8 protein-coding genes are annotated in these 16761 nt (G+C 49.4%); 5 read left to right on the top strand and 3 right to left on the bottom strand.

Annotated features, from left to right (window positions below; translation table 11 throughout):
• Positions 1-438 precede the first annotated feature (438 nt).
• Positions 439-5952 (top strand): S8 family serine peptidase, encoded by a 5514-nt coding sequence (locus MLD56_RS18640; RefSeq protein ID WP_029515645.1) that lies wholly within the window; start codon positions 439-441, stop codon positions 5950-5952.
• Between the two features lie 179 nt (positions 5953-6131).
• The gene (locus MLD56_RS18635; RefSeq protein WP_029515644.1) at positions 6132-6479 is read left to right on the top strand and encodes a prenylated flavin chaperone LpdD; all 348 of its coding nucleotides are present in this window, start codon (positions 6132-6134) and stop codon (positions 6477-6479) included.
• 11 nt (positions 6480-6490) lie between these two features.
• Here the strand turns inward: MLD56_RS18635 and MLD56_RS18630 are convergent, their stop codons facing one another.
• Positions 6491-7078 (bottom strand): hypothetical protein, encoded by a 588-nt coding sequence (locus MLD56_RS18630; protein WP_029515643.1) that lies wholly within the window; start codon positions 7076-7078, stop codon positions 6491-6493.
• 223 nt (positions 7079-7301) lie between these two features.
• Here MLD56_RS18630 and MLD56_RS18625 point away from each other — a divergent pair, with 223 nt between their 5' ends.
• Both MLD56_RS18625 and MLD56_RS18620 read left to right on the top strand, forming a co-directional pair.
• Positions 7302-7673 (top strand): DUF4190 domain-containing protein, encoded by a 372-nt coding sequence (locus MLD56_RS18625; RefSeq protein ID WP_029515642.1) that lies wholly within the window; start codon positions 7302-7304, stop codon positions 7671-7673.
• A gap of 93 nt (positions 7674-7766) precedes the next feature.
• On the top strand, positions 7767-7970 hold the full coding sequence (locus MLD56_RS18620) for a hypothetical protein (RefSeq protein WP_049816899.1): 204 nt from the start codon (positions 7767-7769) through the stop codon (positions 7968-7970).
• Positions 7971-8160: 190 nt separating this feature from the next.
• Here the strand turns inward: MLD56_RS18620 and MLD56_RS18615 are convergent, their stop codons facing one another.
• Both MLD56_RS18615 and fabV read right to left on the bottom strand, forming a co-directional pair.
• The gene (locus MLD56_RS18615) at positions 8161-8313 is read right to left on the bottom strand and encodes a DUF1540 domain-containing protein (protein ID WP_013311427.1); all 153 of its coding nucleotides are present in this window, start codon (positions 8311-8313) and stop codon (positions 8161-8163) included.
• Positions 8314-8609: 296 nt separating this feature from the next.
• Positions 8610-9797, bottom strand: a complete 1188-nt coding sequence (fabV, locus tag MLD56_RS18610; protein WP_029515641.1) for an enoyl-ACP reductase FabV — start codon at positions 9795-9797, stop codon at positions 8610-8612.
• Between the two features lie 189 nt (positions 9798-9986).
• On the opposite strand from fabV, the gene MLD56_RS18605 reads away from it, so the two are divergent.
• Positions 9987-16745, top strand: a complete 6759-nt coding sequence (locus MLD56_RS18605; protein WP_241113409.1) for a WIAG-tail domain — start codon at positions 9987-9989, stop codon at positions 16743-16745.
• Positions 16746-16761: the final 16 nt, after the last annotated feature.

The raw sequence follows: 16761 nt of genomic DNA, 5'->3' as shown, positions 1-16761 counted from the left end.
TGCACTAATTACGTAGCCGCTAAAAAGGGGTTTTCGTACATAAAAGAATATAAAAGTCATAGAATTTCAAGAAAAATGCAAAAAAATGACTTGTATATCTGTTTTGATAACTTTATACTATTCCATAATATATGATTATATATCAATTTTTAATATAAACTGTAATGATATAACATGTTTTTCTTCGAAGTTCTCCTGCTTTTTCTCCTTGGTTTCTACTGAATTTCATCGCTCTTCTATTGGGATTGTAAACTCACCTATGAAGTACCGCCATCTATGAACAGCCAAATATTTTTGTGCCTCTATATTCTATGAAGGAGGTGGTCGCCAACCACATCGTGTTGTGCAACCCGTGTGTTTGATATGTAAGGTATGAGGTCTTACTCTGTACAGGTTATTCCAGAAACATTAAACCTAGTAAAAGGAGTGGAGAAGTAATTGATTAAACCTAAACGATTCAAGAAACCACTATCTATCGGACTATCTTTGCTTATGGCCTTTTCCTTTGTTCAACCTGCTTTGGCGAAAAACACACCGGATGGCTCCAAGCTGGAGCTGAAATCAGCCTCTCACAAGATCACGACCGCGAAGGTATCTCCGAAACTGACCAAACAGTTTGAGGAGAATAACTATGTTACCTATCTGGTCAAATTAAAAGAACAAGTTGACACTAACAAGGTTTCCAAAAATGCTCTCCAAAAGGCCTCACTTGAGAAAGTAACACCTTCCGCTGCCAAAATGGCTGCACGCAGCCATGTGATCAGTTCTCTGCGCGAAACGGCTTCAAGAACCCAATATGGGCTTGAAAATTATTTGGATAAGCAATCAGAGAGCGGCGGAGTGAAGGAATATAAAAGCTTTTTTATTGTCAATGCATTGGCTGTAACAAGCACCAAGGAGGTGCTGGATCATATTTCGCAGTTGCCTGAGGTCGATAAAGTCTTGCCGAATGAAACGCGTTATCTGCAAAAGGTGACGGTTGACAAGCAAGCAGAGGGGGCAAATGCCAAGACGGCTGAAACAGCTGAAACAGCGACAGCAGCAACGGCGAAGTCTGCAACGGTAGAGAAAGCTGTAGAACTGGAGAAGGACGATGGCAAAACATCGGCTAAGCCTGGCAATGCAGGTAAGAACGCTGTAGACCCATCTACGGTGGAATGGAACATATCCCATATTAACGCACCACAAGTGTGGGAAAAAGGAATCGACGGAACCGGAATCGTAGTTGCCAATCTGGATACAGGTGTAGATTATACACATCCGGCCCTTCATCGCAAATGGCGGGGTCTGGACGCGGCAGGCAATGTCGTGAATCCCGAGCTGAGCTGGTACGATCCGCATAGTCATGCGACGCTTCCGGTCGATCAGGAAGACGATTCCCATGGTACGCATACGATGGGCACGATGGTCGGCTCCGAGGAGAACGGAACGAACCGAGTGGGCGTTGCTCCTGGTGCGAAGTGGATTGCAGTTCGGATTTTTAATCCGGAAACGACGGATGCGATTATACTGGATGGCGGTCAATGGCTGCTTGCGCCAAAAGATGCTCAAGGGAATCTTCATCCCGAGCTTGCTCCAGATGTAGTGAACAACTCGTGGGGAGGCGGACCGGGTCTTGATGAATGGTTCCGGCCTGTGGTTCAGGCATGGCGGGATGCTCAAATCTTCCCCGAATTCTCTGCAGGTAACACCTCTCTTTCCAATCCGGGCGGACCTGCCTCAGTAGCCAATCCGGCGAACTATCCGGAATCCTTCGCTACTGGAGCCACGGATAGCAATGATAATCTGGCCAGCTTCTCATTGTTAGGACCCTCACCCTATGGTGAAGTGAAGCCCGAAGTTTCCGCGCCGGGTGTTAATATCCGGTCATCTGTTGCTGGTGGCGCCTATAAAGGCGGATATAACGGTACTTCTATGGCGGGACCTCATGTTGCGGCCCTTGCAGCGCTGTTGCTGCAAGCGAATCATTCGCTTACCGTAGATCAACTTGAGGAAATTTTGATGAATACGGCTACACCACGAACGGACAGCACATATCCTACTTCACCAAACAATGGCTACGGACATGGTGTCATTAATGCGCTGGATGCGGTCGGTTCGGTCATGCAGGGTCTGGGCTCCGTGTCTGGTAAAGTTGTAACGGGTGGCGACGATCTGGAAGCACCTGTTCTCGAGCATACACCGCCCGCTGCGGCATTCGAGGGTATTGATATACCTCTGACTGCTCATGTAACGGATGATGTCGGCGTGACAGCCGTTGAGGCATTTGCCAAAACAGCGGGTACGTCAAACTATGTATATATTCCGTTGGAACGGACCTCCGGCGACAGCAAAGATGGTACATATCAAGCATCCATCCCGACTTTTTTGGTGGATAGCGCTGGTCTGGAATACTATATTCGTGTAAATGATTACGGTAATAACGGATTTGAAACTGAAGTATATAAGGTGAAAATCTCTAAAGGGGTAAAACCAGGCTACACACAAGACTTTGAAAAAGACATTGCCGGTATTAATATCGGTGGACAGGGCAGTGTTTGGAAATGGGGAACTCCAACAAGCGGCCCTAAAAGCGCACATTCGGGTACAAAGGTCATCGCGACCAATCTCGAAGGCCAATATCAGACCAACTCCAACAGTTATTTTATGGCCCCTCCGATTGATCTGACCGAGAGCTCAAAAGGGGCACTGGTCAGCTTCAAGCATTGGTACGATCTTGAAAACAATTCTGATTTCGGCAAAGTGTACGTAGCAACCACAAACAATCAGAATGCGTTTGAGCAGGTATTATCATTTACCGGCGCCAGCAACGGCTGGAAAACACAATATCTTGATTTGCGGGCATTCGCGGGTCAAAAGGTATACCTCCTGTTCAACTTTACTAGTGACAATACGGTTGTGAAAGATGGCTGGTATATTGACGATCTGTCGATTCAGGAGCCAGACACCGTTGCACCTGCTGCGCCGAGCAATTTGACTGCTGAAGCAGATACTGTGGGCAACGTCACGCTGGCCTGGAATGCTTCCTCCGATGAAGATGTGAAGCAGTACAAGGTGTATCGTTCTACCCAGTCAGGTAAAAATTATGTTTCCGTCGGTACAACCTCAGCACTGACATTCACAGATACCATCACGGTCGGTGGAGCGACCTACCATTATGCAGTGGCGGCCGAGGATTATAGTGGCAATGAAGGAATCAAGTCGAATGAGGCTTCTCTGAGAGTAGACGTGCCGGATACGCTGTATAGCGATCATTTTGATGGCAGCTCGGATAATGGCTGGACTCATTCCGGCACCAAAGATGAGTGGGAACGCGGCATTCCTAAGGAAGTAGGACCAGAGAGCGCAGCGTCCAGACCCAATGTGTGGGCAACCGATCTGGATAGCAATTATGAGAACGGAGCTGAATTTTCGCTGGTTTCACCAAAAATTAATTTGCAAGCTGTACGCAACGCAACACTGACCTTCAATCACTGGTTTGAAATTGAGGCTGGCTATGATTACGGTTATGTGGAAGTGTCCAAAAACAATGGTGACACGTGGAGCGAGCTGGGCAAATTCTCTCACAATACGAACGGGAAAAAGTGGGCTCCAGTTTATTACAATCTGGATAGCTACGCCGGCAATGAAATCCAAATTCGCTTCCGTTTGAAATCGGATAACAGTGTGAACAAGAACGGCTGGTATATTGACGATTTCCGTGTGCTTGGCATTCCAGCTACGACAGTGACTAAGGACATCGTACCTGAGTCGAATATCAAGCTGGAAAAAGCGGAAGAACAGTTCCCGCTGTACAAAATTACAAGTACTGAAAAGAGTGAATTCCAGGAGAAAGTGAAGCCGGCAGAAACAACGGTGGAACGTGGACGTGTCGGTCTCGACAGTCTTCCAGCCAGCGCTACGGTTACGGTATTGGAAACCGGACGTTCGGTAAAAACGGATCCGACCACGGGCAAATACAGCTTCACCCATGTAGCCGGCGACTATACGCTGAAGGCTGAAGCCTACGGTTACGTTCCTCAAACGAAAGCAGTCACGATTGAGAATAACAAAGTCATCAGAGCAAACTTTAGTCTTCAGGCCATACCTCACGGTACGATTCACGGGGTCATTACCGACAAGCAATCCGGTGAACCGATCCAAAAAGCGAAAGTGTTGGTGGTGGAGGATGCACGCATTGCTCCGGTAGAAACGAATGAGGCTGGAGAATTTACGCTGGACGTGCTGGAAGGAACATACACGTTGTCCATTGCAGCCGAAAATTATTATAGCGACAGTGTATCCGTTACTGCTCCTCCGAACGGTAGTGTGGAAGCGAATGTCATGTTGAAACCTTTTATCGGGTTCCAAGGAGGCATTGCTTACGATGACGGGACAGGAGAAAATGCTAGAGCCTTTAACGCGGCAGGCAATTCATGGGCAGTCAGAATGACACCTGAGTCGGAAGTGACTCAAGTGACAGGAGCATCGCTTTTGTTCTGGAACTCTGCCTTCCCGAATCCGGGAGGAACGGCATTCCAATATTCTGTCTATGACGCCTCCGGTGCCGCAGGAGCACCTGGACGATTGTTGGCTGGTCCATTCGACGGGACTGCCGTACGGGATGAGACACAATGGACGACGGTACAGCTCCCAGAGCCGGTGACGGTTCAAGGTGACTTCTACATCGTATATACACAGTCTGCTGTAGGCACACAGTCGCCGGGTCTTGCTACAGATGAAAGCAGTCCCAATGCGCTTCGAAGTTGGCAAGGTGTAAGCGGCACATGGAGCCAATCACCTGAGGAGGAGGGTAACTACATGATCCGGGCTATCGTCAGATATCCGGTGAATGCTCCAACGATTACGACTCCTACGAAGGCTACCTATACGCAGGAAGAGACGATTACCGTAACAGGAACTTCTCCGGCAGAAGGAGCCGATATTCAGCTCTTTAACGGTAAGGAGCTGGCTGGCACAACGAAGGTGAAGGATCGCCAGTTCAGTTTGTCGGTTGATCTTCAACCAGGTGCTAATCCGCTAAGTGTCCAAGCAGCGGTATACGGCAAAATAACGGATCGTTCCGAACCGGTGGTCGTGACACTTGACCAGACTAAACCGGGTCTGATCCTGACTTCGCCAGATGAAGGAGCCCGTACGAATGCGGGTGTCGTGAGCGTCACCGGTACGGTGTATGACGAATTCCTCACCGATTTGACGATTAACGGCGAGCCAGCCGAATTTGGAAGTGACGGCACCTTTAACAAGCGATTGCTTATCAACGAAGGTGAAAATCAAATTACGGTGACGGCCAAGGATCTTGCCGAAAACGAAACAACCGTTACGCGCTCGGTGTATGTCGATACAGCTCTGCCGAAGCTTGAAAACATTAGTCCTGCTGAGGATGTGCGTATTACTCCAGGACAGTCGGTACGAGTATCCTTTGACAGTGCATCCGGTTTGGAAGCGTCCTTCCATGTGGAGCTGCCTTTCAACCTGTCCACTTTGGGTCGCAACGATATTCCATTAAATGAAACTTCGTCAGGCCACTATGAAGGTACTTATTTCACTTCATCTTCTCTGAACCTGGAAGGCGGAGTCATCGTGATCCGGGTAAGGGATGCAGCGGGAAATGAAGTGGAGACGGAGGCACCGGGAAGATTGTATGTAACCAATGGTGGAGGACAGAACCCTGATCCGAATCCACCTACATCCAATGAAAAGCCAGTAGCCATTATTCAGGCTAATGAATCCGCTAAGAAGAACAAAAATGTACAATTTAACGCCAAAGCTTCCCGTGATGTAGACGGTGAAATCGTCAGCTACAGCTGGAATTTTGGCGATGGCGATACGGCAGTCGGTTCCAAGGTGAAGCATAAATTCACCACAGCTGGAACGTATACCGTGGAGCTAACGGTGACGGATAATGACGGCGCAAGCGGTAAGACTGTGCATACGATCACGATCCGTTAACACCCAGTAGGAAATGGAATGCTTGTTTTAGAGTATCAATGAAGGCCCACAGCAAGCCACGGTTTATAGAGGCTGCTGTGGGCCATTTTTAATTGTCGAACCGTTCAGGAAGCGATACAATGAGTAGAACTCTATAAAGTGAATCGTTTCACAATAATATTTTAGCAGGAGAGGATCATATGATTCATTTGCAAAAAGAAAGCGGACGTATCCGTCTTGTACTGGATGCCTATTTTATGGGGGAAGATATCGTTGTACTCATTTCTGGCGGTGATCAGCCCCATTTGGGAACGATTACAGCAGGGGCCAGACTCGAGCCGATTCAAACTGTGCAATTGCAAAATCACAAGGAGTTTTATATTACCGAAGAAATTGCAGTTCGCTTACGAAAAGAGTTTGCGGGCAATTTTGCCATTTGCTGCGGGACACATTTGGACCATGCATCCAAGGACGAAATCCGAGTGCTGACAGATATGGCCATACAACTGGGAAAAGAGCTCATTGGAGAACTCAAGCAAGCACGCTAGTAGCAACCTTTTTAAGTGAACTCTCGAAAGAGCAGATTGCGATAGGGGTATTTACTAAAGGAATACTTAAAAAGCAATGCAAAGCCATCGTCCTCAATTTGTACGGATTTCAGCGCAGAGGATGGAATCAAACTACGGATCATGACATGAACTGCACGCTGGTCTTGTCTGTTGATCGCTTTGGCTAAGGCAGAAGCAAAACATGGATTACGTGCCAATTCGCGATACAGCGGAAAAACGGCTTTTGCGATGGCGCGATGAACTCTCGGCTCAAATGTAAACTGCACAGTCCCCGGTGGAATCGTTGTTCCATTCGTATAATAGAGCATCGGTGGCTGAGCTAAAAAGGAAATAAAGTAGCCGATGCCGTTCGTGCCTAAGCCTTGTTTGGCGGCAAATGGAGCTACTGAGCAGAGAAGGGATTTCATCCGATCCAAATTCGCCTGAACGACAGCTCGTGACCATTGAACTGCAAACGCACGGCGAGTTGCTATAGCTTTGTAAAATGGCAGCATAGCAGTGGATATTATCCTAAGTGTGTTTGCATTTAAACGTTTGTGAGGCGAGCGCTTTCTGTGGGATGTTGCACGATATAGCATAGCTCCGACCTCCTTGGCAGGATGCTCTCATGGAGCACAATTGATCTGTAACAGGTAAAATACTGTATGCCCAGTTACCTCAAAAAGTGCTAATATCGCTATGTTTCTTCTTTTTAACGTTCTAATTTAAAAATTCGAAATAAGTACTGTCCTGATTTGTAAGATTGTGGTACCCTAGAACTTATATAATTGCTATTTTTCGTATTGGAGTTGAATTTAACAGATGAGTGATTTGTACAAGGAGCCTCGATCTTCCGATCCTTTTCAGGAGACGAACGATTATAACGCCCCATTTAACCCGCCCCCAGTAGTTCCACCTACCAATAGTAAAGCTGTTGCCTCGATGGTGCTCGGGATTTTATCTGTTGTCATTCCCTATCTTGGGTTGATTATCGGAATTGTGGGTATTATTTTGTCCAGTCTTTCCCTGAAGGAAATTAATCGTCATGGCGAGCAAGGCAGAGGTATGGCCATTGCTGGACTGGTATGTAGTATTATCGGTACACTGATTTATACACTGATCATCATTTTTATAGTTATTGTTTTTATTGTAGCGGCCTCCAGTGGCGATCCGGATATTTTTTCAGACATTTAATGAATTGAAGAATGCTTGAGTCAGACAAACCATTCACGATTTGACTATTGGATGCTATGATAAAAGGAGTCCAATGAAGGAGAGTGAAGCCGTATGGCACGTACTCAAACACAAAAAGCGCTAAGCAAGGCAAAACGCGCTGGAATCTATTGCGCGGCACAGAGCCGCAAAACAAATGACCATTATGGCGAGATTTCACAGCACATACGAATGAAGCCGACCAAGCAGGAACAATTACAAAAGGTCAAGCACAAGAAGCGAATCGTTCAGAGCGACGCTTCTTTTTTTTGTCTTTAGAGAGAACAGCAGTGTCCTTTTCAGCGTGGATTTATAAAGTAGCAGAGAAATGATTGTATACAAGCGAAAAGCGCCTTTCTGTACCGAAAAAGGACTTGATAATAATTATCATTCTTGTTAGAATATCATAAGAAAGAAGGAACCCGGGCATGGGCTCCTTCATTATAAAGCTAGGCTTGAAATCAAAGATTTACTTGGCTTCGAAGGTTTTGCAGTCTGTTTCTTCAGACTTGTGAGTGTCTTCTGGTCTGTTGCTTACGATGTAAATGGAGCTAGCGCTGCATTTATTCTCTTGGGCCCAGTACGTACAAGAGTTGACTTCACACAGAACGTCTTTTGCCATGTTGTGCACCTCCTTATATGGGTGTGATGGGCTGAGCAAATAGTATCACGGTCAGTCAAGGTAGGACTTGTCCAACTGTGTTTACCCTCTTGTTAGGAAGAGGGATTTTGCTATGCCTACCTGTACAATATCAAATGAAATTTAAAATTGCAATGATAGCATCATTTGCAGTTCAAAGCGGACATAAGTGTCCCTTTTAATTAAAAACAAAAGCTGTCCTCCATGCAGAACGAAATGTTTCTCTGCTGGAGAACAGCTTTTTTTGTTTTTCTAACATAGGGACAGCACTAAAAGACTTAGCGCACGTTAGGAATATTTATGATGGGATCAATATCAGCATCATAGTCCACACCTTCGAACTCAAAGCCGAACAGTTGGAAAAATTCGCGACGATATCCTTCAAGATCTGACAATTCGTAGATATTGTTGGTCGTCAGCGCCTCCCATATCTTCTCAACCTCTGCCTGCACGTCTTCGCGCAGTTCCCAATCATCAATGCGAATACGTCCTTCTTCATCTACAGGAGTTTCTGGTGCGTACAGACGCTCAGCAAACAGGCGGTAGCTCTGTTCTACGCACCCTTCATGCAGCCCTTTTTCCTTCATTACCTTATATAAAGCAGAAATATACAGAGGAACGACAGGGATAGCGGAGCTTGATTGGGTAACGAGTCCTTTGGTGACTGCGACGAAGGCGCGTCCGCCTGTAACTTTCAGCTGATCGTTCAGCTGACGTGCTGTCTCCTCCAGATGATCCTTTGCACTTCCGATACTGCCCTCTCTGTAGATGGCTTGTGTAATATCTGAACCGATGTACGAAAAAGAGAAGGTCGTTGCAGTATCGGCGAGCACGCCGCCAGCACGCAAGGCGTCAATCCACAATTTCCAGTCCTCACCGCCCATAACTTCTACAGTTCCTTGTACCTCTTCTTCTGTTGCGGGTTCGAGCGTCACGCTGCTGACTTCCCCGGTGTGGAAGTTAACGGTCTTGTTTGTGTAAGGCTTACCAATAGGTTTAAGCACGGAATTAAACGTTTCGCCTGTGCGGGGATTTGTACGGCGACCTGAAGCGACACTATAAACCACTAGATCGACTTGTCCCAGTTCTTCGCGAATGGCTTCCACCGTTTTGGCTTTGACCTCATCCGAGAAGGCATCTCCTGTCACGCTTAAGGATTTAAGCCCAGCTTCCTGAGCGGCTTTTTCAAATGCAGCAGAATTGTACCAGCCTGCCGATGCTGTGCGTGTAGCCGTAGCATTGCTAGGACGATACACGCCAATTGTATTGGCACGCGCACCGAAGGCGGCAGTAATGCGAGAAGCCAATCCATATCCGGCAGATGCCCCGATTACAAGTACATTACGGGGGCCTTGGATAGCAGGACGGGCCTGTACATAGTCAATTTGCTCCTGAACATGTTGGGCACAGCCCACCGGATGAGCAGTGGTGCAGATAAAGCCACGTGTTCTTGGTTTGATAATCATGTTATTGTAATTCCTCTCTTCTTGTAGCGATCTTCACCCTTACTATTTTAACTTTTAACTATTTTTTTTCAAACGTGGATTTTAGTAAGTATCCTTTTTACCCAAAAGTGAATCTCTGTACAGGGTGGCAAGTGCCTAAGGGTCTGCATATGATGCTGTAACGATAAACATGAGAAGGGAGAGAGCTGCTTGAAGAACAAGAGCCGAAAAACCAACAGAAACAAAAAGCCGCTCTATCGTGTAATTGACCCGGATATGAATGAGTTAAGTATGATACAACGCTCAAAACCACTGCCTGCGGAGAGGGAGACAGAAGCAAGACTTCATCAAGTTGCTTCTCCGCCTCCCCCAACTACAGAGGAGTCGGAGCTAAAGACAGTTGTCGAGCCTGAAGTCGAGGCTCTGCACGAGAAAGAAATTGAGGTTGCAGATGTAGAGGAGACTCCAGCTTTGATGGAAGAACCCCCACTGCCAGAGCTAGAGCCAGAGCCAGAGATAGAGCTAGAGCCGGAACCAGAACCAGAACCTGATCCAATTGATGTGGAAGAAATTTTGAACAATAAGAAGGCTCCGCATGTAAACAATGCTTTCATCTATACAGACGATTTGAGTGATTTCGCTGTGACAGGTGAAAAGATCGCTCCCGCTTCCATAGATTCTAGCAAGCTGAAACAAGAGAGTATCCAAACGGAATTTCTAGCAGATTATGCTGTTCATACAATTAAAATAGCTGACGGTGCTGTGACTGCTTCGAAGATTGCTCCCGACTCCATTACGGTCGAGCATCTGTCAGACGCATCAGTGGCAGGCAGTAAATTGCAGGATCGCTCTATTAGTGGTGAAAAACTTCGTGATGGCAGCATCACTCCAGAAAAGCTGGCGGATAAAATTATCAGCGGCGATCATATTGCCAATGGCTCGATTGAAAGCCGTCATTTCAAGCAATGGATCGTGTCTTCAGATATGCTTCAAGATCAGTCGGTCACCTCCGATAAAATTCGCAGCGGTACGATTCAATCGAACAATTTGGCGAATGAAGCTGTTGATAGCTCCAAGCTGGGCGATCAGTCTGTGACCACCTCCAAATTGCGGGATGGGGCTGTGGATGGAACTAAAATCCAGGCAGGCAGCATTGAGAGCGCGCACCTGACCGAGCATGCCGTTCATGCAAGGCATTTGGCCCCCGGTTCGATTAATCGCAAGCAGCTATCCGACGGAATTGTGGGCAGGGAACAATTGGAGGAAGGTGTTGTCAGCGGGCGTCATCTGGAGTCTGAGGCAGTCACCAGTACGCACATTCAGGCAGGAGCGATTGAAAGAAAGCATCTGGGTCCTGGCTCCATCGGGGAAGAGCAGCTTGGAACGGGCCAAGTAACAGCCCGGCATATCGCGGATCGGAGTATTCAATCCAATAAACTGGCAGATCAGTCTGTAGGCTCATTGCAGATTGTTGATCAATCCGTCACTTCATCCAAAATATCGGATCAGAGCATTCTCCCACACAAAATTGCCGATGAGGCAGTACTTACCAGACATATTGCAACAGCAGCCATACAAGGACCTCAGATTTCTCCAGAGGCAGTTTCTTCCGTGCATCTTCAATCCGAAATTATTCGGAAAGATCATATTGCACCAGAGGCGGTTACGGAGCAACATTTGCATTCCGGGGCTGTGACAAGCGAGAAAATAGGGAAGGGTGCAGTTCTGGATTACCATGTGGCGAATCAGGCTATCAAGGAAAATCACATCGCTTCGAGCGCTATTAAGTCTGACAAAATCGCTGACGAGGCGGTTATAGAAACTAAAATTGGCACAGGGGCGGTAACCGGAAATAAAGTTGCGTCTCAAGCCATTACCCACGTACACATTGCAACGGGAGTAATCCGTGAAAACCACCTTGCCGACAACAGTGTGGGCGGAAAGGCGTTACAGGCTCAATCGGTGGATTCAACCCATTTGGCCCAGAGCTCTGTACAGAGCAAGCATCTTGGGGAAGACAGTGTCGGAACCGCGGCGTTGCAAGAACAGTCCGTTACCGCAGACATACTAGGCGAAGGCGCTGTTCATACCGCGCATTTGGCCAGTGGCGCGGTATACTCCCACCATTTACAGGATCATGCCGTTACTTCGTTGAAACTATCGCCGGAAAGTGTGGCTACGGATAAAATTAATGATTTGGCGATTACTGCGCCTAAGCTAGCTGAGGGCAGTGTCACTTCCTCCAAGCTGTCTGCTCGTTCGGTGCAGCCATGGCATATTACGGATAAAGCAGTACTGAGCAACCATCTGGCTGTTGAAGCAGTGGAGGCGAATCATCTGGCGCCGGAATCCGTCACCTCCAACCATTTGCAGTCTGCTTCGGTCCAAACCAAACATCTCGCCCCAGATAGTGTGTCCGGCCATGCACTTCAGTCGGAAAGCGTCACTTCCGAGAAGTTAGCGGCTCGGGCTGTGCAGGCTTCCAACCTGGCGGAAAACAGCGTGGGACCCGGGCATTTGGCTGCACAGGCCGTACAAACCAGACATTTGGCCGCAGGATCAGTAGAGGACACGATATTAGCCCAGAATGCTGTGAAGTCTGAGCATCTTGCAGCAGAATCCATCCAATCCGAGCATTTGCAAAGCGGGATCATTCAGGGAGAGCATATTGCATTGCAGGCTATAGCGACTCAAGCCATACAGGATGAAGCGGTTACCTCTGCCAAACTATCAGAGGAAAGTGTAACCTCTACCAAGTTGTCACCCCATGCAGTGCAGTCCGGGCATATTATGGATGAAGCTGTACAAAGCAACCATTTGGCCGTGGCGGTTGTGGACTCGACCCATCTGGCATCTGGAGCGATCACCTCGGTGCACCTACAGGCCTCCTCGGTGCTAACGAGACATTTGGCTCCGGATAGTGTGTCCGGTCGTGCACTTCAAGCGGAAAGTGTAACCTCGGAAAAGCTGGCAGCCCGCTCGGTACAAGGAATGAACCTTGCAGAAGGCAGTATCGGCCCTTCACATCTATCTGTGCAGTCCGTACACACGCGGCATTTGGCAGCTGGAGCGGTACAGGATAGAGTGCTGGCAGAGGGAGCGGTGAAGTCCGTGCACATTGCCCCGGAATCGATCCAACCACACCATCTGCATACTGAAATCATTCAGGGCGAGCATATTGCATCCCAGGCCATTTCGACCGATGCTTTACAAGATGAGTCTGTGACATCTGACAAACTGGCAGATGAGGGCGTGACTGCCGCCAAGCTGTCGGCCCATTCCGTACAGTCGTGGCACATTACAGACGAAGCAGTGCAAGGAAATCATTTGGCAGCAGAATCCATCCAGTCGAACCATCTGGCACCGGAAAGTGTCACTTCAGCCCACTTGCAGTCTTCGTCAGTGCTCACGAGCCATCTGGCCCCGGATAGTGTGTCCGGCCGTGCGCTACAAGCGGAAAGCGTCACCTCGGAAAAGCTGGCAGCCCACTCGGTGCAAGGAACGAATCTTGCGGAAGACAGCGTCGGCCCGTCCCATTTGTCTGCACAGTCGGTACACGCCCGGCATTTGGCAACTGGCGCAGTACAGGATACAACGCTGGCAAAGGGAGCAGTGAAGTCGGTACACATTACCGCGGGGTCAATCCAGCCACATCACCTGCACACAGGAAGCATTCAGGGCGAGCATATCGCATCCCAGGCCATATCGACCGATGCTTTGCAGGATGCGTCTGTTACCTCCGATAAATTGGTGGATGAGGGTGTGACTTCCGCCAAGCTGGCGGTCAACTCGGTACAGCCGTGGCACATTACAGACGAAGCAGTGCAAGGAAATCATTTGGCAGCAGAATCCATCCAGTCAAGCCATCTGGCTTCCGAATCCGTTACCTCTCGCCATTTGCAGGCTTCCTCAGTGCTTACGAGTCATCTGGCGCCAGATAGTGTATCCGGTCGTGCACTACAGGCGGAAAGCGTCACCTCAGAAAAGCTGGCAGCGCGCTCGGTGCAAGGGACGAATCTTGCGGAAGGCAGCATCGGCCCGTCACATCTGTCTGCACATTCCGTACACAGCCGGCATCTGGTAGCCGGAGCGGTACAGGATAGAGCGTTGGCAGAGGGAGCAGTGAAATCCGTGCATATCGCTCCAGAATCAATCCAATCACACCATTTGCACCCTGGAACCATTCAGGGCGAGCATCTGGCATCTCAGTCGATATCGACTGATGTTTTACAGGATGAGTCTGTGACATCTGATAAATTGGCCGATGAGGGTGTGACTGCCACTAAGTTGTCGGCTCACTCGGTACAGCCGTGGCACATTACAGATGAAGCAGTGCAAGCTAATCATTTGGCAGAAGAGGCCGTTCAATCGAGTCATCTGGCGCCGGAATCTGTCACCTCAGCCCACTTACAGTCTTCGGTGATACTTGCGAGTCATATGGCGCCGGATAGTGTATCCGGTCTTGCGCTACAAGCGGAAAGCGTCACTTCGGAAAAGCTGGCAGCACGCTCGGTACAAGGGACGAATCTTGCGGAAGACAGCGTCGGTCCTTCGCATTTATCTGCACAGTCGGTACACACTCAGCATTTGGCAGTCGGCGCTGTGCAGGATACAGCGCTAGCTGAGGGGGCAGTGAAGTCAGTACACATTGCCCCGGAATCCATCCAGCCGCATCACCTGCACCCTGGAACTATTCAGAGCGAGCATCTGGCATCCCTGTCGATATCGACCGATGTATTACAGGATGAGTCCGTTACGTCTGATAAATTAGCGAATGAGGGTGTGACTGCTGCCAAACTGTCGACTCACTCGGTACAACCGTGGCACATTGCGGACGAAGCAGTGCAAGCCAATCATTTGGCAGAAGAGACCATCCAGTCGAGCCATCTGTCACCGGAATCTGTCACTTCAGCCCACTTGCAGTCTTCGGTGGTACTTGCGAGCCATCTGGCCCCGGATAGTGTGTCTAGCCGTGCGTTACAAGCAGAAAGCGTCACCTCGGAAAAGCTGGCGGCACGCTCGGTGCAAGCGACGAATCTCGCGGAAGGAAGCGTCGGCCCTTCACAATTGTCTGAGCATGCCGTACACCCCCGGCATTTGGCACCTGGTGCAGTACAGGACAGAGCGCTGGCAGAAGGGGCAGTGAAATCCGTGCATATCGCTTCGGAGTCCGTCCAGTCGCATCATCTGCAAATGGGAACCATTCAGGGTGTGCATATCGCCTCACAAGCAATACCGACCGATGCTTTGCAGAATGAGTCCGTTACGTCCGACAAACTGGCGGATGAGGGCGTGACTGCCGCCAAGCTGTCTGCTCACTCAGTCCAGCCATGGCACATTACAGACGAAGCGGTGCAAGCCAATCATTTGGCAGAAGAGGCCGTCCAGTCGAGCCATCTGGCTCCTGAATCCGTCACCTCTGATCATTTGCAGGCTTCCTCGGTATTTGCGAGACATCTGGCCCAGGACAGTGTGTCAGGTCGTGCGCTTCAAGCAGAAAGCATCACCTCGGAAAAACTGGCGGCACGCTCGGTGCACGCGACGAATCTCGCGGAAGGAAGTGTTGGTCCTTCACAGCTGTCTGAGCATGCCGTACACCCTCGGCATTTGGCACCCGGTGTTGTACAGGACAGAGCGCTGGCAGAGGGGGCGGTGAAGTCCGTGCATATCGCACCGGAGTCTATTCAACCGCACCATCTGCATCTTGGAACTATTCAAGGTGTGCATATCGCCTCACAAGCAATATCGACCGATGCTTTGCAGAATGAGTCCGTTACGTCCGACAAACTAGCGGATGATGGCGTAACTGCCGCTAAAATATCTCCTCATTCGGTCCAGCCGTGGCACATTACAGACGAAGCGGTGCAAGCCAATCATTTGGCAGAAGAGGCCGTCCAGTCGAGCCACCTGGCTCCTGAATCGGTCACCTCTGATCATTTGCAGGCTTCGGCAGTGATGACTCGGCATATTGCGCCGGGGAGTATATCGGTTCACGCGCTCCAGGCAGGCAGCGTGAACGCTGAGAAGCTTGCACTTCGGGCGGTGCGTGCTTCGAATTTGGCAGAAGCCAGCATAAACTCCGTGCATTTAACGGAGCATGCCGTACACGCTCAGCATTTGGCCGAGGGGGCGATCCAAGGGTCCGCACTGGCAGAAGGCGTGGTGCAGTCCAGGCATATCGCGCTGGATTCAGTCCAGTCGGAGCATCTGCAAGCAGGGGCTATTCAACCACAGCATGTAGGCTGGCAGGCGGTGGTTGAGGATGCTATACAAGAAGGAGCGGTAACATCCAGCAAGCTGGCAGATGGAACGGTACAGTCCCGTCATGTGGCTGAGGAGGCTATTGAGAGCCACCACATTGGAGAGGAAGTTATTGATTCGCATCACCTAAAAGCAGGCTCAGTGACACGGGCTCAGCTGTCCACAGATATTCATCTCTCGGGACTTTTGCCAGAGGAAGGTATCAGTGGCGACAGACTTCAGGCAAACAGTATATCTCGAAACCATCTGCAAGCTCAGGCCGTCGACAGCGAGGTGCTGAGCCCGGGAGCTGTGGGAGCAGAGCATCTGCAGGCCGCTGCGGTACAAAGCCATCATGTGGCAGAGCAGAGCATTGAAGGCCATCATCTGGTGGAAGGCACTGTAGGCTCACGTGAGTTGGAGCTGAACGCAGTGAAGCCGGAGCATTTGAGCATCACTCCGGTTCGTACGTGTGCGAATCAGCCCGCATTGCAGCAGTTCGGCAGAGCGCCGTTTCTTTTGAAAGGCAGTGAAGGAGAGACGGAAGTGACCATTGTATTCGGGGAGACTTTTGTAAACCCGGACTACACATTAGTAGCGATGACGAACCACCCTCTCTTTCATGCGACGCTGAAATCTCAGACGCCGAATGGAGCAGTGATCGTCGTAACCAAGTGGAACGAAACCGCGCATAACTACGGTATTATTTCCTGGATCGCCATTGGCTAGTGAAGACGGTTATTGT

This window comes from Paenibacillus peoriae (assembly GCF_022531965.1).
GTDB classification, from domain to species: domain Bacteria; phylum Bacillota; class Bacilli; order Paenibacillales; family Paenibacillaceae; genus Paenibacillus; species Paenibacillus polymyxa_D.
This window is presented reverse-complemented; position numbering and strand designations above follow the sequence as displayed.

Coding starts and splice junctions, on each gene's coding strand:
- MLD56_RS18635 (WP_029515644.1), top strand. CDS start 6,132: ATGATTCATTTGCAAAAAGAAAGCGGACGTATCCGTCTTGTACTGGAT.
- MLD56_RS18630 (WP_029515643.1), bottom strand. CDS start 7,078: ATGCTATATCGTGCAACATCCCACAGAAAGCGCTCGCCTCACAAACGT.
- MLD56_RS18625 (WP_029515642.1), top strand. CDS start 7,302: ATGAGTGATTTGTACAAGGAGCCTCGATCTTCCGATCCTTTTCAGGAG.
- MLD56_RS18620 (WP_049816899.1), top strand. CDS start 7,767: ATGGCACGTACTCAAACACAAAAAGCGCTAAGCAAGGCAAAACGCGCT.
- MLD56_RS18615 (WP_013311427.1), bottom strand. CDS start 8,313: ATGGCAAAAGACGTTCTGTGTGAAGTCAACTCTTGTACGTACTGGGCC.
- fabV (WP_029515641.1), bottom strand. CDS start 9,797: ATGATTATCAAACCAAGAACACGTGGCTTTATCTGCACCACTGCTCAT.